The following is a 20,715-nucleotide window of genomic DNA, read 5'->3' on the forward strand; positions in this document are numbered from 1 at the left end:
TATACCTCATCCTTCTTTAACTTCTTCTATCATTTAAGCACAATATCATTATAAGAATTAGTTAATTTCTTTTAATATTCTTCCTCTATTAAATGGGCCTTTTATGAAGAAAGACGCCTTCCTTATTTCAGAAAAGCGCCAGATTCTGGATTACTAGAAAATCCCCCGTATGCATTTTATCTTTATACCTAATTTCTTTGAACAAGAAATGGATTGAAGAATTATCTTATAAATTGTGTTAGTATCACAATAATGAATACTAACGTCAATCCTATTACACTGATTAATGATGCAACTTTTATATAACGGATTGCATCATCCGATATGTCAGGTTCTTCTTTGTACATCCACCGTTTTCCCCATAATAAGCTCTCTTGTGGGTAGAAATAACTCCATATTAATACCGCATATAATGGAATAGTTAAAAAAATTATTAAAATTGTTTCTAACATTTTTAACATCTCCCCAGAAAAATTAATATTTAATATACGATTGAGTTTTCCATTGATTTCAGATTGCTTCATGCAATAATATAAAAAAACTAGCCTTTCAAAGTAGGGTGTTATTCCATAATCTGGCCCGTTTGTTGAACACAAGTCAAACAAAGCTCTTCAACTCAAGACAGGGGATGACTTTATTAATTTTTCTCCTGTTAAAATTTCATTGAGATATTCTGAATCTTGCTTTGTTAATTTCACATATTTATCGCTATCCGTAACAATTTCTAAATTTTCACCATTTTGGCTAACCCAAAGCGTATAAGAGGCTATTTTGTTTTCGCTACTGTTCTTAAATGGAAATTGAAATTGGTAGTCAGCATAGCGTGCCATTTCTACTTTTTTAGCATTTTTCACTATATCAATCGCTTTTTCCACTTTTTTTGATTAACTTCTTTAAAGTCTTCAAAAATATTTACTTCACCAGTTCGTTTCTGTTTTTTGCCCAAATATTATTTTTTTCAGCATGTGGCCACCTCATATATTATAGTACTGAACTACACCGTTAGTTTAATAAAGAAAAAAAGAGCTGCATTTGCAACACACTACTAGTTACCCCTTACATAATTGCTAGTAACGATGTAAACTTTCTATAAACGCCTCTGATTCCTCGGCTATTCGCTCATAGTCAATACTATGAACATAGTGAGATGAATCTAACTCTATCAATTTACCTTTATCACTCCTAGTAATAAAGTCATTTTGCATTCCATTCCACTTTTGATTGTCAAAACCCGTCCCCTCACCATTCGATGAAAACAAAAGTATAGGAATGTTCGGGATTCCTGCTTGTTTGACTTTTTGCGCATTTGCTTTTATATGATCTATTTCATTAACCATATCTTTAGTCAATGTTCTTCGATAAAAAATTACTTTATACAACTCTTTCTCTTCATCTGTTAAATTCCCATACTTTATTGCGTCACTTTCCGATAGATTTGGAATCCATCTGATCAAACCAGTCTTAGCAGTAAAAGCACCTAATCGAACGAGGAACATATTGATAGCTAATTCTTCATATACAGCAGGAACAGCCATATCTAATCCAATAATAGCTTTTATTTCATCAGGGTAGTCTTTCGCCCATCTCAAGGCCTCAATGCCAGACATCGAATGAGGGAATAAAATATATGGACCTTCAATTTCTGATTTAAAAAGTGCCTCTTTTGTTTCAGCTAGAATTGTATCAATATCTCGGTCAATATCAGTGACTTCGCTAAATCCATAACCTGCCTTTTCAACAACAACAATTTTATATTTATCGCTTAACAAAGTATAAAGTGATTTAAAATCTAATGCAGGTGAGCTCGTACCGCCGCCAGACATAAAAACAAGGGTATCTTCTCCTTTTCCTTCTGTATAAACGTGCATTTGATGACCATTTACTTCTACAAGTTGCCCAGTTGGAACAAATCATACCTCTTCTTTTGATAATTGTATTTTATGATTAATAAAGCTCAAAGTAAGAATCAACACAAATAATGAAAAGATAATTGTAAATATAATTACCATAATGCGTTTAAATCCTCTTTTCATATTTCTCACCTCTATTCTTCATTTTATAGCAAATTTGCTCACTCCTTTTTTTAAAATTTAACAGATGAATTCACACATATACTTTGAATATTTCACTACCATCAATCGTTCCTGCATTTTATACACAATCAAGTGTCGGTCATTTTACACACGTAATATTTCATAACTGCCTGAATGGTTAAAACGAGACTAATCAAAGTCGACAATAAAAGCACCTTTGCTTCATACTGATTCCATATAAGCCCAAATCGCATGAACAAATAAAAACCGCTTGCCAATGCATGGCAGGCAAATAGACTTCCCCAGATCACTGCCTTTGACCTTTTATAAGCATTACTCCCCCTTAAATACTTCATATAGTAGAAACAAACAACACCTATTCCTATAATGAACAGTGAGGTCTGAACAAAGGGTGTTGTCACAATCATCGGTTCTTCGTGCGGCATATCCACATAGAGAAGGTTCCCAAGGTGAATTATGTTAAAGCTCAATAGACAAATAAACACATATAAAAAGAATAGCCATTCGGCAATTATCATGAACCATTTCATTATTGCCTCTACCATCCTAGTCTAATAATCTTGTATTCTCTTTATTTTCTATATATCTACAAAAGGGACAATAATGATCTCTCGCTATGAAAATCGCACGGTACATTTCTGACCAGGGAATGGTATCTTCACAGCGATCACATTCTACATAAAAATCAGGTAGTAACCCCTTATCTAACAAGACATTCCACTGCGAGTTTGTTAATTGATCAGGTCCATTTTTTATAACATCTATAATGATTGCCAATACTTCCCCATCATAAATTCGATTTGAATTCACTAATTCTGTTAAATAAGCAATACATTCAGTCGATTCACTGATGATTTTTTGCTTTAGCTCTTCCCTTAGCATGTAACCCCCGCTTTCTTTTCTCACTTTCTTTGTAAAAATAAAATACCAATCTCAAAAAACCTTCTCCCTAAAAATAAAATACAAGAATGTTTTCAGCATTTTTTAGAACCATAGGGTAAATACCATTTCTCCTTTCTGCAAGCAGACATATTATAGGTTGTAGAAAGGAGGGATTTTCAGTGGGATACAGTGGAAACGTAGGTAACATGAACAACAGCTGCTATTATGGCGGCAACTCTGGCGGTGGCGGCTATTACGGTTCAACATTCGTATTAATCGTTGTTCTATTCATTCTTTTAATTATTGTTGGCGCTTCTTTCATGTACTAATCATCCCAATAGCACCTAACCTTTTACAGACTGTTAAAGCCATGTAAGGTCATTCTAGCTATTTTATAAGGGTCGCTTTTACCAGCCTAGTGACCCTTTTCCTTTTCAGACAATCGTGCGATAATCAAATCTGACATGGGAAATTGAGGTGATTTCTACATGGCATTGCTTGGCATCGCATTGATTATGGTTGGTCCTATGTTGATTGTCATTACGGTTGACGATACAGTATTTTTCAAAAATATATTTTTAAGAATCATTGGTGGTCTTTGCCTTTTACTGGGCGTGCAATTATTACATAGACAGTTTCATCCGAAGAGAAATATTATTCCTTAGCAAAATATTTTGGATCTATTTGTAGAAGAATCGTATTCATATCATAAAAATTTCCCGATTTAAATTTCTCCTCATAAGTAAGTCCTTGTTGCTTTTGAATAAATGCTAACCATTCCTTTTCTAACTCACTACTACTCTTTCCGTATACTTCCTCTAATTTTTTTGCTAGTTCTTTCTCGTTGTAGATCTGTTCAAACTTTTCGAGTCCATAGGTATTAATTAGGTATGTAACAAATGAAGCCGCATGCGTGTAGCTCATCTCCATCAGGACTTGATTCTCTTCTTCACTTGAAAGTGCTGGGCGAAAATAGACATCATCTTGATTTGGATCAATTAACTTACTAATGGGAATTATCTTATCTGAATCCAAATAATGCTTCATGTATTTTTCAAAGTATAATTTATTTTTTCCATATTGACCCTCCATATAACTCGCAAAACCCTCTTGCGTAAAATAGCCATGGTCTGATCCAAAATTGTTGCCATAGCCAAGTAAAGAATGGGTCATTTCATGGACAAGTGGATAGGTATCATCTTGAACGCCAACTAGTTCGATTTTCGATGCAAACCCCCAGGATAGACCGTCTTCCTTAAACCATATATTTATGTGCTCGGATGGCGTGTAGGAAGTATGTATAGAATCCTTTATGTGGTCGTATGCTGTCACAATTTCATCCTTTATAGCCTCTACTTTTTCTTGTGGAACACCAATCTCATTCTTAATCTCAAAGGTTACTTTGCCATCCTTTGTTACCACAATATTTTCATCGTTTTTCTCTTCCTGTATTTGTTCTTTAGGTTGAGCGGTTTCTGCTGTACAGGCTGTTAACAGTAATGTACATAGAAGGATTGTGCCTCTCCATTTAGCCATAATTACCTCCTAAAAAGTATTTTCCAGTTTATACGAAACTTAAAATCCAAAAGTTTCATTTTTAAAAGAAAAATAAGGAAAATTAGACAAAATTATTTATAATGTTATTAGACTAGGAAAAAAGGAGGTCGCAATGAACAAAAGTACATGTATTCATTACAACCCACGCTATGGCTGGGATTTAAATAATGATGCAAATTTAGAAATGCGGTTATTCGCCAAAGCACAGCGTAGACAAGTAACTATTCTGAGCTATGGGTGTGACTTAGATCATCACACCATTAAAAAAATTGCTCGGCACTACCTCACTAGGAAAAAATCGGACGAAGCAGAAGAAACATTAGAAATAAGATATGATACATATGATGCTAATTCAACGCTTCATACAGAGAATCAATACTATTTTGAAACCTATTTCATCAGTGCAAACACATTAGCTGCTTTTATCGAAGCGCTACATCGATTACCTGGGACACATATTCGCTGTGAATTTAATGTGCGGGGACATTTTGAAGTAAACCTAAATGGTGTGGAATTTTCTACACGTGTATTAAAAGCCCTCGATTATCCATCTATGTATAAGAAAGATTTAATCGGACGCTATCTTTTATTTATCGATACAGAATCACCTGACAATGAAATGATACGCCATAAAATACACTTGCTTCCCAAAGAGCTGCAAAGTCTTTCACTTCCCTTAGATAGCTCACCACTACAATGGGAACTATTAGTAAAAGATTGGATAACAGCCATTCTTCGTTACGAAGTATAAATTTTAGCATATTCAAGATGATGGTCTATAAAACCAAGTAATCTTATCATATAAATAGTAATGTTAAGCGAATTCGTTTAACAAGGCACCTCCCGATTTGTTACTAAGGGGCACTTCCATCGGTGCCCTTCTATATTTTTATCGCCCTCCATTACGATCAAATTTTATTATGATGGGACATAGATTTATGTTAGAAGTTATTTTAAATTTTTTATCCAATAGCTATGTTGGTCAACCGACTTTACATACAAGAAAAATTAAGCTTATTTTTTGCCAATCGTCAATCATACATACTTCATTCCATAAAGGTAACAATACAATGCATTAGGAAAGATCACAAAGAGGTGTTTGGAAGAAAATGAAAAAGATGTTACTCGTTTTTATATTTTCCCTTGTACTAGTTCCTGTATTTCAAACAATATCCGCTTCAACAGCCGAACCAACAGAGGATTCTAACGAGCTGAGATTACAGGATATGCTCATGCTATTGCTTACTCCTTATATTGAAGAAGAGTTGACCAATTATTATTCAAAGATTATAAAGGATGTTTCCCCACATGTTACGCCTTGGAAAATTGAAGTGATTGAAACAAAAAGAAATCATTTCCGAGGCTTTAAAATGCAAATTACATTTGAAATTGAACCTACGGATGGTGGACAGTGGATTCCTATTGGAAAGGATCGAATGACCTATGAAATTTCTGTCGGACCTGAGGTTAAATTGATTCATCACACGCACCTCAAAACGTATAAATATCCGCCTGAATAATATGCTGTCCCTTTATTGAATAATTTTTGTCATCTGTAGTAGATTTAATCATAAAAATACCCCGTCAAAGCTAGATTTACTTTGATGGGGTATTGATCGTTATACTAAACTTCGCTGTTCGTGGACTATCTATTTATTTTTATCTCTTATTTCTTCTAGTATTTCTATTATGCGATTGTTTTGCCTTTCAATCGATTTTAACTTTCTCTCTATTATGTTTGAAGAGAAAAACACAATTAGTACAATCGCTATTCCAATTAGTAAATCCATTTTAATTCCCCCGCTGCTTATTTATGTAATTTCACTTTATACTATATACGTTTCAAAAGTATGAAAGTTACAAAACTCCATTAGTTGAAAAAAAGATGGCTCACTATGGAGGCCATCTTGAAGTAAAGTGTGTTGATAATGAATTAACGGATTCTTGCCTTACGGAAGCCGTCGAATATACTGATTGCCGCAGATACAACAAATATAATGATTATGCCGCCAATTAGCCATATTTCAAATTGCTTAGCAGAGGTGGTAAATAAATCACTCATGTACGTGATACTTTCTTGGTTTATTAAATTCGGATTACTTACTATCACAATGAATACAACGGTTGCGAAAAGCTCCACAATTGTATTAAAGATTGCCACTTTTTTCGTCCATTGTCCTTTCAGTAATTTGTAGAGAGCTAACCCTATTTCGAGAGCAATGACAACGATTACAATGGGCCAATAATGAAGTAAAACATCCTGATTTAAAGCTGGCATTACGAACTTGAGACCCTCTCCACCATCTTCATATATACCTAAAAGATGATTTGCATAAAAATAAAAAGTTGCCCAAATGGCCGTCCACATTAAATAGCCAAATACTTCAAGCTTCGTAATTGCTTTTTTCTTAGGAATATAAATGACGGTTTTCAGATCTTCGGGAGTCCATTTTTTTAGGCTTGCTGATAATGGATGCTGCTCTTTTCCTTTATCAGTACGTTCCAAAATGACGAATACGACCGTTAGCCAGAAGAAGACATGTATGCCTACTTCGATGATTCTCCATATTCCTTCACCCATCATATTGAGGACAGCATTCATAACCGCTTCTTCCCCACCAAAACTAATAAAATATTCAGCAATCATTGAGATTACCGCAATGACAGCGGCAATTGGTATAATCATTTTTAGTAACGAGAGGTATACATCAAAATAGCGAGGGCCGATTAAATGCATTGGTTGATCACGATAACCGCTCGCTAACGCTGCTGGGTTCCCTAACTTTTCCAGCACTTCCTTTACATCATGCTCATTGTAATCATCAGGCAGCATATCCCCAATGGTTGATCGTAACTCAAGTGCGATATCCTCACGATTTTTTTCAGGCAGCCTCCGCGTGACTTCTTGAATATAAATTTCAGTCAGATTCATCTTTATCCTCATCTCCTTTTAGTAGCTCATAGAGTTCTTTTGAATTATTAATCCATTCTCGTTTCAATTGTAAAAAGACGTCTAATCCATATTCACTTAATACATAGTATTTGCGGGGTCTACTCTCAGAGGTTTCCCAGCTACTTGTCACTAACTCTTGTTTTTCTAAACGGCGAAGCAATGGATATAAGGTACTTTGATCGATGTTAATGCCCGAATCTTCTAATAATTGAACAAGTGAATATCCATACTGCGGTGTTCGTAATTGACTTAAAACGGCTAATGTCAGTGTTCCTCTCCTAAGTTCAGTCATTAATGAATTCAGTAACGTACTCATTCGTTCACCTCTATTTCGCTTACTATATGATATACACTGTATAACTTATACTATGTATCATACACTATTGTTGTTACAACAACAAGCAATTTTATTTTCCTCTAGTCAAGCTTGTGTCCCATCCCTATTTCACGAAATTATGCTAGGTGCTTGGTTTCAAGCAGTTAAATCGGAAAGGCAAAATTGATAGCAACAATGTTCGGTTAATTAAAGGTCCAATCACTGTATTAGCGTCAAATTTCCAATACATAACATTTCAGACATTCGTCTGAAGACAATCTTTGACGTCACACGGTATATTGTATGTATACTTTTTAACGATAAAAGTAGAGGAAAAATCCTAGACAACCATTACGTATAGAAAAAAATGACTACGAAACGTTCAAGTATCTTAATTTATAAAACTATACGTAATGTGTTTGTTAGATTTGTACTTGAAAAATTACCAACAGGTATAACAGCTTGTACAACGTAGCGTACAGTGATGTTTTTTATGCGATTTTTGCTAGGAGCAAAACTGTATGTTCAGACCATTGTTTTGATTCAATTATTGTTGATTATAAAAAAGTACATCGGTATAAAAAGCCTAGAGGTGACTTCTATGAAAGAGAAAATGCATTTTACAATTTTAAGTAACGATTCAACTGACGGGGATGGCGGTTACGGAGTAGGTACCCTTGATCTAAATAATGTAACGTCAATTATTATAGATTGTGAAAAAGAGCACGTGTTTATAGATTTAGAAGCCTTACACGGACGAAGTAAAATTGAAAAAAAAGTTCGTTTTTCTCCTGACCTAGCTCATGCTAGCAATGATTATTATCGTTACTGGATAGTTTGGGTAGCGATTCAGGTTAATCAAAATGGCCCCTATTATGCGGGATGTACCGCTAGTGAAGTACGGGTATCAAAAGAAGAACGCCGTATTAAACTTGGCTATAAATCTTTGCCAGAACAGGTAAATTATTTAGATAAGGCACTGAAAGGGAAATTTCTCTTGCAGCATATAGATAGTCATTCAAAAAAGCTACTTTATCAGTTTTTATCTGAATTTGATGAAGCGTATTGGAAACACTCACCCGAAGAATTAAAACACCAGTTGTCTGTATAGGAGGATTTAGCATGGCATTTGTCATTACAGAATTATGTAGGGATGAAAAAGCGGCTGTCTGTTTGGATGTCTGTCCAGTAAATTGCATTGTTATGACAGATACCCAATATGTAATTGATCCAGATCTTTGCATTGATTGTGGAGCTTGTGAATTAGTTTGTCCAGTAGAAGCGATTTATTTTGAGGATGAGTTGCCATCTGAATATCAGTCAGCAACCCTTCTAGTACGAAATCATTTTCGAAATTAGCATTGTCTTTATCCATATAAATTGAATAGAAGCGAGAACAAGTCGATTTCCTATACAATAAGAAATCGACTTGTTCGTATTAGCCTAACTGGCGTTTAAATTGTTTAATGGCGAAAAAATAAGCGATGACCATGATGCCGATGCACCACATAAGAGCGAGCCAGATATCATTACTAACAGAGCCTTCATATAAGAGAGCACGAATCGCATTGACGATTGAGGTAACGGGCTGGTTCTCAGCAAACGCTCGAATAATTTTAGGCATGGTTTCCGTGGGAACAAAGGCTGAACTGATAAAAGGTAAAAAAATCAGTGGGTATGAGTAGGCTGTTGCCCCCTCCATCGTGCCTGCTGCCAATCCAGGAATGACTGCCAACCATGTCAATGCTAGCGTAAACAGCCCTAGTATGCCAGCTACCGCGAACCAATCCAAGAGATCCGTGCTAGAACGGAAACCCATCAAGAACGCAACAAGGATAACGACTACAACAGTAAGCGCGTTGGAAATAAGCGAGGCCAACACATGAGCCCACAATACAGACGAACGCTTGATGGGCATGGTGATAAAACGCGCCATCAGCCCACTCTTTCTATCTGTAAACAGCCGCGCGGAAGTGTAAGCGCAGCCCGATGCAATGGCCATCAATAAGATTCCTGGCAATAAATAATTGACGTAGTTGTCTGTGCCTGTCTCTATTGCACCACCAAATACGTAGACAAATAGAAGCATCATCATAATTGGTGTAATCGCCACCGTGATTATTGTATCTGGGCTGCGCATAATGTTACGCATTAAACGACCTAGCAATACCCATGTTTGACTCTTCATTTATATCTCCTCCTTTTTGCCAATGATGGCGAGGAAAATGTCCTCAAGTGTTGGCTGCTTCTCGATGTACTCTACTTTCGCTGGTGGAAACATCTCTTTAAGTTCTAGAAGGGTGCCAGTCGTTATAATTTTTCCTTCATGTAGGATGGCAATACGATCCGCCAGTTGTTCGGCTTCCTCCAGGTACTGGGTCGTTAGCAAGATGGTCGTGCCACCATCCGCAAGCTCCTTGACTGTTTCCCAGACTTCCATTCGTGCTTCAGGATCAAGCCCTGTCGTTGGTTCGTCTAGAAAAATAACCGCTGGCGACCCAATCATGCTCATGGCAATGTCAAGTCGGCGCCGCATCCCGCCAGAAAAATTGTCTGCCCGACGATTGCCTGCATCTGTCAGGCTGAATCTTGCGAGTAGATTGTCTGCGGTTTGAGCGGGATTGGAAACTCCTCGCAATTTAGCAATCATGATCAGATTTTCCCGCCCTGTGAGCATACCGTCTAAAGTGGCGAACTGCCCTGTTAGGCTGATGCTCTGACGAACATAATCTGGTTGGTGCTGGACATCAAAACCGCAAATCCCTACTTTGCCACCATCAGATTTCATCAATGTGGAGAGAATATTGATTATCGTCGTTTTCCCTGCTCCATTTGAGCCTAACAAACCGAAAATTTCACCACGCCGCACCTCAAAATCCACGCCCTTTAAAACTTCCTTTTCTTTAAAAGATTTTTTTAACCCTTTTACAGAAATCGTATCTTTGCTCATCCTATTTCCTCCCTTTTTTCGCAGAGTAGATTGCCCTTCCTTAACTACTCAGTCTGACTGATAATCTGTATAACTTAGTACCATTTGAAATTAAAACTGAATAGCGAAGGCAACAATGAACAAGTAGCTATTCAGTCGGTATTACTGACCCATTTATTTTTTTCCTAATCGATTCAAAATGCTTTGGTTTAAATCTTCACGATACTTGGCGATATAGGTTTTTGCGTTTGCCACTAGCTCATCAGCAAAAGACGCTACATCTTCGCCAGTGATTTCCAGCACTTTCCTGCCTTCTGCTGCCCCAGCCTCGAACAACTCGATCAATTCATATTGCATATGCAGCATATCCATCCCATTACCCACTGTGAAATTCCACATGTAGTTTTGAATTTTTTTAAACACAAATTGGTAATCCTCTGGTAGTTGTTCGACCCGTGCCATCATCATCTTGTACTCTTTTTTATCACCCATCATTTTTTTGAACAATTCGATCACGTTATTTTCCTCCTTTGTATTATCAAGCTAAAGATCAGACGCATTATCATATGAAACTAAAAAGACTTTAGAGCATTGATTTTTGACGAGATAAAATCCCACTTTTCCCAAAATAATTTTAGTTCGTCACGTCCAGCCTCATTAAGTGAGTAAAACTTGCGGGGCGGTCCCATATCTGATGGTTTCTTTTGAATATTCACCAGTTTTTTTTTCTCTAAACGCACGAGGATGGTGTAGACCGTCCCTTCCACGACCTCAGTGAACCCTAACTCGTTCAGGCGTCGGGTAATTTCGTATCCATAGGTTTCATGACGGCTAATGATTTCCATTACGCAGCCTTCCAGGGACCCCTTCAGCATCTCTGTTAAATTTTCCATATGCAGAACCACCTCTATTTGCTTTACTATTCTGTACAACTTAGTACTTAGGTAAAATTTTTTCGCTTTCGAGAAGCTATTAAGTATTACTTATTACAACTATATAGTAACACCGAGTAGTTAGGGTGTCAATTACTTTCTTATAAATTTTTTGATGCCACTATTCAAGAAAGAAAAAAGAGCTGCTTATGCAACTCCATGTTCTTTCATTAAGTTTTCACATTCTTATGAAGCGACTGTACTTATCCATATCAGGTGAGCCATTTATTTACGTTCAATATCCTATCCCATGTGAGTGTAGATTTAAGGAATTTGACTGTCTTAACCTTTTTAACTATTTACCTTCTCATAGGCAAAGATGGTGTGAAATCTAGGACACCATCTTCTGTTTTTCATGCTACTTAACAATTGTTAAAATATCCTTTGGCTCATAGAAAACGTAATCTGCCTCCTCAAAGCCAATGGTGGATTTGGCTCCCCAATGGGCAAGGGCAAATTTGGTGCCTGCTTGCTTTGCGCATTGGAAATCATAGATAGAATCACCAATATAGATGGCCTCTTCTGGTGCTATCTGTAATGCGTCCAGACATTTTAACAGTGGCTCTGGATGTGGTTTATGCTTTGCCGTATCACTGGCACTTACAATATGGTGGAAATACTCACTTAACCCAAACGGCTCAAACTCATCCACTACCTCTTGCGCTGTTTTAGAAGTGACAATACCTAATTGTAGCGGCTTTGCTGCAAGGTGCTGAATAACTTCCTCTAGACTTTCGAAAACAGCCACTTCATGTGAAAAATCCAGCACAGCCGCAGACCATTTCTGATGCACAGCCTCTATGTCATCCACGTTGAGCCTCTGCAACGCATCTTTTCCTGGGATGCCTAAAGCAAATCGTAGCGTCTCAAACGGATAGTCTATTTTTGTTTCTTCTCGTAAGGTTCTTTGCAAAGACTGTAAAATCGCTTTCTCCGTATCCAAAATCGTTCCATCTACATCAAATATAATCGCTTTTAACATGTATACCCTCCTAGTTAAAGCACGTTATTTACATATGTGCATAATTGCTGATACATTTCCTCTTCATAATCCTTCTGGCCTCTTATAAATTTCTCCTTTAAATTATAAAAACATATTTCAAGATATTCCTGATTATGATGCTGTTGAAAGGGTTTCCTATCCTTTACTGGACCTAAATCCTTAAAGTAGTGATTCTTTTTTTCGTAGGTTCGAATTTGATAGCCCCGCTTCTTCATTTCAGCCATGACTTTTTCTGTATACAAATATAAGTCTTCTTTCGGGTATTCGTATATATAATTAATCAAAATATGCTGATCCTCTTTCGCAAATATGCTATTTAGCTCTCTCCACTGTGACAGTAGTTGTCCTTTTGGTAGATACGCTATTACATCTATGTGCCATAACCTCATGTGCCTTCCCCTTTCTATTCATCAACCATTAATGTAAAATATTACTTACTATGATGCTATAACTGACGGAGGGATAGTATGGAAATCAAAACTGCAACGCTCGATGAAATTCCACAAATTGAGCGTTTATACCAAGAGCTTTTTTTAGAGATGTCGATTCTTCAACCTAAATATATCAAACCTGCCAAACAAGATGCCAACTTTATCAGGTTTACGATTATTGAAGAGGATTCAGATATTTTAATCGCAACATTCGAGAACGAAGTAGTAGGCTTTTTGCTTATTAAAGAAACGACGACCCCACCCTATACTTGCTTGGTTGAGCACAAATATGCTTTTATTGTGGATGTAATCGTTGGTAAACATTATCAAAATAAAGGAATTGGTTCTGCTTTATTAGATGAAGCGAAAAAATGGGCAGCCTATCGTCACTTGGACTATTTGGAGTTAAATGTATTGACTGAAAATAAAGGTGCTAAATCCTTATATGAAAAACACGGGTTCAAGGATACGAACCAGACAATGCGCTTAGAATTTTAAGTATGTGATGAGAAAGAAGGGATTTCAATGGAAGAAATGAAAACCGTACAAAAGAAAGCAAACCTCGTAGTGCCTGTCTTTATTGGCATGGGATTAGGTGCGTTTATTGGATTACTTGCCTATGTAAAAGATTGGCTATAAAGAAAAGTAGACAAAGCCCCTCAAACTGCTTTGTCTATTTTTCAACACTATATTAATTTACTTTCTTTCAGTAAATCATAAATGATTGTATCCTTTGTTTTATGAATACCCAATTTACCGATTTGCTTTAAAATAAATGGTGCATCAATATCTGTTAGTTTTTTACCATCCAGTAAACGAGCCGTTGATGCTAATAATGTGCGAACATCAAAGGCAGATGCAAATACCTCTGGCACGCCTCGGTCAATATTTAATAGTTGATAGACTGCCTCCATCGCCGTTCTTACGGAATATTCCGTAGTAAAGACAGTATCTCTTGCTGTTTCACTGAAGTTGCCAATAAAGGCTAAATTAGTAGACCCTTCTGGCACAACAAGTGGACGATCCCCTATTGCTCTTGGCATGAAATAAGAGGTGATGTATGGCATATAGCATGGAATCGTATTGCAAGAATTTTGGGCAATGTCTGGAATTTCATCCACTGGTACACCCATATGGTATAACCACTCTTGGGCAATCTCAATGCCTGTACATTCCGTAATACTTTTCTTAATAAAATCACCTGGCTTGTTTGATAGTAAGCCATAAATCCAAACAACTAATTGGTCCTTTGGTTGATTTTTAAAGTGAGGTTGTCGGTTCAATGTATAGCTTAGCATCCAATTAGAATCGGTAGCTGTGACAATCCCTCCTGTTACGACCTTACCAGCGTATGGGTCCCTTTTACTGATTTTTTCAATATATGGAGCCACTCGATCATCTAATGTTGTAAGGGTAGCTGAAACAAACCAGCTTTCCTCTGGCAGATTATCGCAGAACTTTTCTGGTCGACCAAACTCTTCACCTTGGGCAGCGATATTTTTCCACAGGGACCAGCTGCCACCTAAATCTTTATTGATAGGGGCTGGCGTATTATTATCCCCGTATGTTGTACTTTCTGTAATACTACCATTTGTCACAAACACTAACTCATTTTCTGTTAGTTCAATATTCTTTTTCACACCATCTTTTCGTAACACCAATGTATGAGCTACTTTTTTGTCTCCTACCCTATCAACTAAAACATTTTCGACAACCGTATTATATTGGAAATCAACATCATGACCTTCTAAGTATTTAATCATTGGCAGCACGAGCGATTCATACTGATTATACTTTGTAAATTTCAAGGCCGATAAATCTGGTAATCCGCCAATATGATGAATGAAGCGCATAATATAACGACGCATTTCCATCGCAGAATGCCATTTTTCAAACGCAAACATCGTGGACCAATAGAGCCAAAAGTTCGATTCAAAAAATTCATCTGAGAAAACATCTGTGATTTTTTTATCCTCTAATTTTTCCTCAGGCGTAAAGAATAATTTAATCATTTCTTCTGAGGATTGATCTGATAAGGTAAACTTGCCATCATCCTCTAGTCTTTGGCCTCTATCCTTCATTAATCGACATTTTGAATAATTAGGATCCTCTTTATTGAGCCAGTAAAATTCATCTAAAACCGATGCATTGTCTACTTCTAATGAAGGAATGGAACGGAATAAATCCCATAAGCATTCAAAATGATCTTCCATTTCTCGTCCGCCGCGAATAATAAACCCTCTCGTCGGATTAAGTATGCCATCAAGACTTCCTCCTGAAATATCTAGCTCTTCAAGAATATGAATGTTCTCACCTTTCATTTGGCCATCACGAATTAAAAAACATGCTGCTGAAAGCGAGGCTAGACCCGAGCCAATCAGATAAGCAGATTTTCCATCGACTCCCTCAGGTTTTTTCGGACGTGCAAAAGCTTCATAGTTACCATTGCTGTAATACATATTACCGCCTCCTGATTTATTATTCTAATATAGAATAACATAGACTATCGACAAAATGGTAAAATGAACTAATAATTAACAAAAAATTCAAACCCCATAATTGTTCATTAATTTATCCAGCCTTCTCATTGGACATAGCAAGTATTTGTATTTTTATAAAAGAGAATCAAACAGTAAATAATTGTAACACCCCCTTGAATTCTGCCTTAAAAAGGAAAAATAGATCCAGTATGTCGTTACTAGATTTGCATAATTATTATCTTAATAAATCTTTTTTACCTTTATTCAATATGTTATTATTAACATATATTATATAAATATGGTATTTTTAGTAACACTTCCAGCATAGTGATAAGGAGAGAGGTATTCATATGGAATGGTTGAATGTTCAAACACTTATTTGGTTGTTTCCTATTTTATTTATTATCCATGATTTTGAAGAAATTATTATGATAGAGAAATGGTTACATCATAATCGTCATAAGCTGTATGAAAGATTACCCCAAAAAATAGCTGATAAAGTGGTAAAACAATTTTCAATGACCACAGCCCAATTTGCTGTTGCCGTATTATTTATCTTTTTGTTTGTCAGTCTCTCTACCATTCTGGCTAACTACTATTTCCTAAACGGAGTCGCTTTTACTCTCTATTTTTTCACATCTGTCACACTTGTTTTCTTTATCCATGCTTTTACCCATATTGGACAATCGCTATTATTTCGTTCTATCACACCAGGTGCTATCACATCAGCCATCATCATTATCCCTTATAGTATTATTTTATTTAAATCTTTGTTTTCTAGTGGCATCCTTACTTGGCATATCGTGTTGATAAGCCTCCCTTTTGGCATACTATTTTTCCCCATTGTCTTTACTGCGCATTGGCTAGGAAAAAGAGTGATATAGCTACATGTTCATGAAAAGATAGAAAGGAGGCAGGAGAGTGGCAAAAACTCCGATTTATTTAAAGTTGATGATTGCTATTGGGATGGTTATTATCCTAGCTTCGTTGTACTTTTTAAAAGACCATCCTTATTATTTATGGATTAGGTGGACAGGTAATATTTTATTGATCGTAGGCATTGTAGGGATTCCGTTTACTAAAGAAACCGATAAAAAACATGTAAATTCTTAGCAGGAGTAAATCTTCTGCTTTTTTTTGCGGTAGATTTACCTACGATTATAATAAAAGTGATAAAATCAGATAAAAAAAGAAGGTCTTTGTATGTTAGAAAAACTGAATGTATTTCTCCAAAAATACATTGCAATCCTGACACCATTAAGTTTAATTGTAGGTGTATTCTTAGAAAGCATTGGACATCATTTATTATTCCTTGTCTCCTGGCTATTTGCCTTCATGACATTCTCAGGAAGCTTAAATATGAAATTTAAAGATGTAAAAATTTTCATGAAGCATCCAGTTCTCATTTTATTCTCCATCCTTTTTCTTCATCTTTTGATGCCTTTATGGGCTTATTTCTTATCCACCGTTTTGTTCGATGACCATTTGTTGACTATTGGTTTTGTCTTAGCGGTTGCACTTCCAACAGGCGTAACGAGTGTTATTTGGATCAATATTTGCAAAGGGAACTTACCATTAGGCTTATCGATTATTTTAATTGATACGCTCCTTTCTCCCATCATCCTCCCCTTCATCCTCTATATCGTTTCGGGTGAAAAAATTGAGTTGGATGTGGCATCCCTGATTCTGAATTTACTATGGATGATTGTCTTACCCACGATTTTAGGTATCTTAGTGAATGAACTTTCGAAAGGAGCCCTCCCCCAAAAAATCGGTAAAAAACTTGCTCCTTTTTCAAAGCTATGTTTATTTGCGGTCATATTGATTAATAGTAGTGCCATTGCTCCCTACTTAAAGGATATCAACATGCATCTCTTCTTCGTGGTGCTTTTAGTGTTCTTACTTGCAGTCTCAGGCTATCTATTTGCTTACCTCATTGGTCGATATCTGTTAAAAGACGGTCCACAAATGGCAACCTTTGTTTTTACTGGTGGCATGAGAAATATTGCTGTCGGTGTCATCGTGGCCACAACGTACTTTCCAGGTAAAGTCGCCATGCCTGTTGTGTTCGGTATGCTGTTTCAACAGGTACTAGCCTCCGTTTTTAGTAAGATGGTGAATCCGTTGTATAAACCAGATAAGAGCACCGTATAGACGGTGTTCTTATTTTAGGTTTGCACTTATACTAAATAGGAGAAGCTTTTATTTATATTTGAAGGGTGTGCTAATATGTCATACAATTTCCAACTTACCTCACCAAAAATACCTCCAAATCTTGACAAGGCAAATTTTCAGGATATTTTTTATGAGGAGGAACCCTATTTAACAAATTGCATGATTACGGATACGGTCATTGCTCACGAGGATATTGAACGATTAATCGTTTCGAATGTTATCTTTAAAAATGTCACATTCATCGATTGTACCTTTCCAAAAATTGATTTAACGGACGTTATTTTTGAAAACTGCGATTTATCTAACGCTAACTTAAGAGAAGGGATCATTCATCGAGTGGCCTTTAAAAATTGTAAATTATTAGGGTTGAATTTAACTGAAGCAAACCTCGGTAATGTTTCATTTGAACATTGTCTTGCAAACTTATGCAATTTCCCGGAAGTGCGCTTTAAACAAGTGCTATTTGATAGCACCTCCCTGCAAGGTGCGAATTTTTATGATTGTTTACTTAATAAGGTGGCGTTTCAGGAAAGCGATCTAAATGATGTGGATTTCTCCCAAACCTCCTTAAAAGGAATAGACATCAGTACATGTAAATTTAAAAGACTTCAAGTAACCCCAGAAAGTTTAAATGGGTGTGAAGTCTCTACTGAACAAGCCATAGGTTTTGCTTCATTACTAGGATTGAAGGTTAAATACTAGTTTAAGGTTTAAAAGTTCAAGAAAAATATGAAGCGCTTATCCATATTCACGGATAGCGCTCAATTGTTGCAATTTATAAATCTTCTATTATATCGTCTTTTAGAATTCTATCCTCCTATTTGAGGCTTATCCGCTACTTTGAGCGTTCTATCCGCTACTTTTTCAGTTTTATCCTGCACTTTTAGCATTCTATCCTTCTATTTGAGGGCTATCCTCCACTTTGAGCGTTCTATCCGCTACTTTTTCAGTTCTATCCTCCACTTTTAGCATTCTATCCTTCTATTTGAGGGGTATCCTCCACTTTGAGCGTTCTATCCGCTACTTTTTCAGTTCTATCCTGCACTTTTAGCATTCTATCCTCCTATTTGAGGGGTATCCTCCACTTTGAGCGTTCTATCCGCCACTTTTTCAGTTTTATCCTGCACTTTTAGCATTCTATCCTGCTATTTGAGGGGTATCCTCCACTTTGAGCGTTCTATCCGCTACTTTTTCAGTTTTATCCTCCACTTTTAGAATTCTATCCTGCTATTTGAGGCTTATCCTCCACTTTGAACGTTCTATCCGCTACTTTTTCAGTTCTATCCTGCACTTTTAGCATTCTATCCTTCTATTTGAGGGCTATCCTCTACTTTGAGCGTTCTATCCGCTACTTTTTCAGGCTTATCCTGCACTTTTAGCATTCTATCCTTCTATTTGAGGCTTATCCTCCACTTTGAGCGTTCTATTCGCTACTTTTTCAGTTTTATCCTCCACTTTGAGCGTTCTATCCGCTACTTTTTCAGTTTTATCCTCCACTTTTAGCATTCTATCCTTCTATTTGAGGGGTATCCGCTACTTTAAGCGTTCTATCCGCAACTTTTAGAATTCTATCCTTCTATTCGAGGCTTATCCTCCACTTTGAGCGTTCTATCCGCCACTTTTTCAGCTCTATCCCTCCTTTTATACAGCATTTCTATATGTTCTATTCCATCTTCTAAATAAACAGCTGATGTCGTTTTGAATCCAAAGCCCTCATAGAATTTTAGCAAATATGCCTGCGCAGAAATGCGGATTGCGTCTTCTCCAATATCATCTTGAATAAAATCAATTGCTCTTTTAACCATTTCCAGAGACAATCCCCTTCTTCTGTATGCTTGCTTTGTTAACACTCTTCCGATTGCTGCTTCTTGATATGCTATTCCTTTGGGTAGGATCCTTAAATACCCAACTACCTCTCCTTGGTCTTCACCAAATAAATGATAAGCATTTTCGTCTTTTGAATCTAGATCCTGATAGACACATTCTTGCTCTACCACAAAAACTTCCGCACGAACCTTCAGTATCTCATATAGTTCTTTTACGGTTAACTCATCAAATTTTTTTATCTTCCAATCCACTTTTATAGCCTCCTTATACTATTCAATTTAATAAAGTATAGCAAAAGTAGAATAAAAGTGGATCAGCTCCTTTTAATGTAAAAAATTAAACTACATAACAATCTAGAAATTTACTTGCGTCACTATTAAACTTCCATAGGATTCCGAATTCTCATTTCTTCTATGATCAGTTTTCGTTTGGCTAGGATCACCATGTTATCCATCTCAGACCGTCAAATCATTTTCTAATTTTATATTCGTCACTTCTTGTAGAAGCCGCTGGAGGACAGCAGCAAAAATGGCGATAACCAGTGAAACAAAAATAATGAGGAGTCCCACTATTCCAAAAGGAGGATCCATTTTGTTTGTTATAAAATGAAAAAGGGGTGCACCTAATACATGCAAGCCACTGATTATTATTGCACACCACTTTATGTACTTTAACGCTTTTACAGATAATTCCGAGAACGCTGTATTCGCATCAATGTACCTTAAAAGTTTAAAAGCCTGATAGAGAGCAATGTAAAAAGGTACAGCCGATCCATACATCACAATGAAAATCAGAGAATTCATTGGGTAAAAATTCGGATACAAACTCGATGCGAAATGAGCCATAGGAGGTACAAAAAATATACATAGGGCAAGAATGGCAATGCCAGCCAGAAGAATCATTCCCTTTAAGAAAGTTGTTAAACCTCGTTTACCATTCATAGAAAGCACCTCACTTAATTAATGACACTATAAATCTAACACAAAATTTATCGATTAACAATAAATAATAATTGTTTTTAACTATATTATTATTGTTATTTATATATTTGACATTCATTGAAATAATCACAAGCGCCTTACTACATTAGATTGTAGTAAGGAAGTTCTTTAAAAAGCACTTGACCTTCCCCTGCACAGGAAACTGTATACTTGCATTAAGTTATTAGATTGGAGG

The 20,715-nt window shown here is 36.4% G+C and carries 30 protein-coding genes; 11 read left to right on the forward strand and 19 right to left on the reverse strand.

The features are described from left to right. Positions 1-221 precede the first annotated feature (221 nt). From CD31_RS21000 to CD31_RS21020, 5 genes are all read right to left on the reverse strand, one after another. Positions 222-452 (reverse strand): hypothetical protein, encoded by a 231-nt coding sequence (locus CD31_RS21000; RefSeq protein ID WP_036080857.1) that lies wholly within the window; start codon positions 450-452, stop codon positions 222-224. A 159-nt stretch (positions 453-611) separates the two neighbouring features. Next, entirely contained in the window at positions 612-875 is a 264-nt protein-coding gene (locus tag CD31_RS21005) for a hypothetical protein (protein ID WP_052125418.1), read from the reverse strand. A 192-nt stretch (positions 876-1,067) separates the two neighbouring features. After that, positions 1,068-1,868, reverse strand: coding sequence for an alpha/beta hydrolase (locus CD31_RS21010; RefSeq protein WP_244904995.1), 801 nt, complete (start codon positions 1,866-1,868; stop codon positions 1,068-1,070). Positions 1,869-2,161: 293 nt separating this feature from the next. Beyond that, entirely contained in the window at positions 2,162-2,584 is a 423-nt protein-coding gene (locus CD31_RS21015) for a hypothetical protein (protein WP_036080860.1), read from the reverse strand. A 16-nt stretch (positions 2,585-2,600) separates the two neighbouring features. Continuing rightward, positions 2,601-2,936, reverse strand: coding sequence for a hypothetical protein (locus CD31_RS21020; RefSeq protein WP_036080863.1), 336 nt, complete (start codon positions 2,934-2,936; stop codon positions 2,601-2,603). A 206-nt stretch (positions 2,937-3,142) separates the two neighbouring features. Here CD31_RS21020 and CD31_RS23125 point away from each other — a divergent pair, with 206 nt between their 5' ends. Together CD31_RS23125 and CD31_RS23620 are read left to right on the forward strand one after the other, a co-directional pair. Continuing rightward, positions 3,143-3,265: a YjcZ family sporulation protein gene (locus tag CD31_RS23125; RefSeq protein ID WP_081977540.1), complete on the forward strand. Its 123-nt coding sequence runs from the start codon at positions 3,143-3,145 to the stop codon at positions 3,263-3,265. 159 nt (positions 3,266-3,424) lie between these two features. Further along, complete coding sequence (locus CD31_RS23620; protein WP_167334373.1) at positions 3,425-3,601, forward strand: hypothetical protein; 177 nt, start codon at positions 3,425-3,427, stop codon at positions 3,599-3,601. On the opposite strand, the gene CD31_RS21025 is transcribed toward CD31_RS23620, so the two are convergent. Continuing rightward, on the reverse strand, positions 3,591-4,472 hold the full coding sequence (locus tag CD31_RS21025; RefSeq protein WP_036080867.1) for a gluzincin family metallopeptidase: 882 nt from the start codon (positions 4,470-4,472) through the stop codon (positions 3,591-3,593). The genes CD31_RS23620 and CD31_RS21025 overlap by 11 nt on opposite strands. Positions 4,473-4,605: 133 nt before the next feature. Here CD31_RS21025 and CD31_RS21030 point away from each other — a divergent pair, with 133 nt between their 5' ends. Then, complete coding sequence (locus CD31_RS21030) at positions 4,606-5,244, forward strand: hypothetical protein (RefSeq protein ID WP_036080870.1); 639 nt, start codon at positions 4,606-4,608, stop codon at positions 5,242-5,244. 358 nt (positions 5,245-5,602) lie between these two features. Further along, positions 5,603-6,013: a DUF3888 domain-containing protein gene (locus tag CD31_RS21035; RefSeq protein WP_036080873.1), complete on the forward strand. Its 411-nt coding sequence runs from the start codon at positions 5,603-5,605 to the stop codon at positions 6,011-6,013. Positions 6,014-6,142: 129 nt separating this feature from the next. Here the strand turns inward: CD31_RS21035 and CD31_RS23625 are convergent, their stop codons facing one another. The 3 genes from CD31_RS23625 to CD31_RS21045 form a co-directional block, all read right to left on the reverse strand. Beyond that, positions 6,143-6,283 carry a hypothetical protein gene (locus tag CD31_RS23625; RefSeq protein ID WP_016994530.1) on the reverse strand — a complete coding sequence of 47 codons (141 nt, stop codon included), beginning with the start codon at positions 6,281-6,283 and terminating at the stop codon, positions 6,143-6,145. A 143-nt stretch (positions 6,284-6,426) separates the two neighbouring features. Then, a complete protein-coding gene (locus tag CD31_RS21040; RefSeq protein ID WP_036080876.1) occupies positions 6,427-7,425 on the reverse strand; it encodes an HAAS signaling domain-containing protein in 999 nt (332 codons plus the stop codon). Further along, positions 7,412-7,762, reverse strand: coding sequence for a PadR family transcriptional regulator (locus tag CD31_RS21045; protein WP_016994532.1), 351 nt, complete (start codon positions 7,760-7,762; stop codon positions 7,412-7,414). Before CD31_RS21045 ends, CD31_RS21040 begins: the two co-directional genes overlap by 14 nt. 601 nt (positions 7,763-8,363) lie before the next feature. Between CD31_RS21045 and CD31_RS21050 the strand changes: the two genes are divergently transcribed. After that, entirely contained in the window at positions 8,364-8,873 is a 510-nt protein-coding gene (locus CD31_RS21050) for a YwhD family protein (protein WP_036080879.1), read from the forward strand. Positions 8,874-8,884: 11 nt separating this feature from the next. Further along, positions 8,885-9,121 carry a DUF362 domain-containing protein gene (locus CD31_RS21055; protein ID WP_036080882.1) on the forward strand — a complete coding sequence of 79 codons (237 nt, stop codon included), beginning with the start codon at positions 8,885-8,887 and terminating at the stop codon, positions 9,119-9,121. A gap of 79 nt (positions 9,122-9,200) precedes the next feature. Here CD31_RS21055 and CD31_RS21060 read toward each other — a convergent pair whose 3' ends face one another. The 6 genes from CD31_RS21060 to CD31_RS21085 form a co-directional block, all read right to left on the reverse strand. After that, positions 9,201-9,950: an ABC transporter permease gene (locus CD31_RS21060; RefSeq protein ID WP_036080884.1), complete on the reverse strand. Its 750-nt coding sequence runs from the start codon at positions 9,948-9,950 to the stop codon at positions 9,201-9,203. Then, positions 9,951-10,712, reverse strand: a complete 762-nt coding sequence (locus CD31_RS21065; protein ID WP_036080887.1) for an ABC transporter ATP-binding protein — start codon at positions 10,710-10,712, stop codon at positions 9,951-9,953. 153 nt (positions 10,713-10,865) lie between these two features. Further along, entirely contained in the window at positions 10,866-11,207 is a 342-nt protein-coding gene (locus tag CD31_RS21070) for a DUF1048 domain-containing protein (protein ID WP_036080890.1), read from the reverse strand. Positions 11,208-11,263: 56 nt separating this feature from the next. Next, complete coding sequence (locus CD31_RS21075; protein ID WP_036080891.1) at positions 11,264-11,584, reverse strand: PadR family transcriptional regulator; 321 nt, start codon at positions 11,582-11,584, stop codon at positions 11,264-11,266. 397 nt (positions 11,585-11,981) lie between these two features. Beyond that, the gene (locus CD31_RS21080; RefSeq protein WP_036080894.1) at positions 11,982-12,605 is read right to left on the reverse strand and encodes an HAD family hydrolase; all 624 of its coding nucleotides are present in this window, start codon (positions 12,603-12,605) and stop codon (positions 11,982-11,984) included. A gap of 14 nt (positions 12,606-12,619) precedes the next feature. Beyond that, positions 12,620-13,015, reverse strand: a complete 396-nt coding sequence (locus CD31_RS21085; protein ID WP_036080897.1) for a pyrimidine dimer DNA glycosylase/endonuclease V — start codon at positions 13,013-13,015, stop codon at positions 12,620-12,622. 78 nt (positions 13,016-13,093) lie between these two features. On the opposite strand from CD31_RS21085, the gene CD31_RS21090 reads away from it, so the two are divergent. Next, on the forward strand, positions 13,094-13,555 hold the full coding sequence (locus CD31_RS21090) for a GNAT family N-acetyltransferase (protein WP_036080901.1): 462 nt from the start codon (positions 13,094-13,096) through the stop codon (positions 13,553-13,555). A 188-nt stretch (positions 13,556-13,743) separates the two neighbouring features. On the opposite strand, the gene CD31_RS21095 is transcribed toward CD31_RS21090, so the two are convergent. Next, the gene (locus tag CD31_RS21095; protein ID WP_036080904.1) at positions 13,744-15,516 is read right to left on the reverse strand and encodes an oleate hydratase; all 1,773 of its coding nucleotides are present in this window, start codon (positions 15,514-15,516) and stop codon (positions 13,744-13,746) included. 371 nt (positions 15,517-15,887) lie between these two features. Between CD31_RS21095 and CD31_RS21100 the strand changes: the two genes are divergently transcribed. From CD31_RS21100 to CD31_RS21115, 4 genes are all read left to right on the forward strand, one after another. Further along, positions 15,888-16,421: an HXXEE domain-containing protein gene (locus tag CD31_RS21100; protein WP_036080908.1), complete on the forward strand. Its 534-nt coding sequence runs from the start codon at positions 15,888-15,890 to the stop codon at positions 16,419-16,421. Positions 16,422-16,458: 37 nt separating this feature from the next. Further along, positions 16,459-16,650: a hypothetical protein gene (locus tag CD31_RS21105; protein ID WP_036080911.1), complete on the forward strand. Its 192-nt coding sequence runs from the start codon at positions 16,459-16,461 to the stop codon at positions 16,648-16,650. A 90-nt stretch (positions 16,651-16,740) separates the two neighbouring features. Further along, on the forward strand, positions 16,741-17,691 hold the full coding sequence (locus CD31_RS21110) for a bile acid:sodium symporter family protein (protein WP_036080914.1): 951 nt from the start codon (positions 16,741-16,743) through the stop codon (positions 17,689-17,691). 75 nt (positions 17,692-17,766) lie between these two features. Then, positions 17,767-18,414 carry a pentapeptide repeat-containing protein gene (locus CD31_RS21115; protein WP_036080917.1) on the forward strand — a complete coding sequence of 216 codons (648 nt, stop codon included), beginning with the start codon at positions 17,767-17,769 and terminating at the stop codon, positions 18,412-18,414. 681 nt (positions 18,415-19,095) lie between these two features. On the opposite strand, the gene CD31_RS24095 is transcribed toward CD31_RS21115, so the two are convergent. From CD31_RS24095 to CD31_RS21125, 3 genes are all read right to left on the reverse strand, one after another. Further along, complete coding sequence (locus tag CD31_RS24095) at positions 19,096-19,218, reverse strand: hypothetical protein (RefSeq protein WP_280522754.1); 123 nt, start codon at positions 19,216-19,218, stop codon at positions 19,096-19,098. Between the two features lie 62 nt (positions 19,219-19,280). Further along, a complete protein-coding gene (locus CD31_RS21120; protein ID WP_244904996.1) occupies positions 19,281-19,790 on the reverse strand; it encodes a GNAT family N-acetyltransferase in 510 nt (169 codons plus the stop codon). 204 nt (positions 19,791-19,994) lie between these two features. Next, complete coding sequence (locus tag CD31_RS21125; protein WP_036080920.1) at positions 19,995-20,480, reverse strand: DUF2975 domain-containing protein; 486 nt, start codon at positions 20,478-20,480, stop codon at positions 19,995-19,997. Between the last annotated feature and the right edge of the window lie 235 nt (positions 20,481-20,715).

This window comes from Lysinibacillus boronitolerans JCM 21713 = 10a = NBRC 103108, assembly GCF_000772935.1.
Lineage (GTDB): Bacteria > Bacillota > Bacilli > Bacillales_A > Planococcaceae > Lysinibacillus > Lysinibacillus boronitolerans.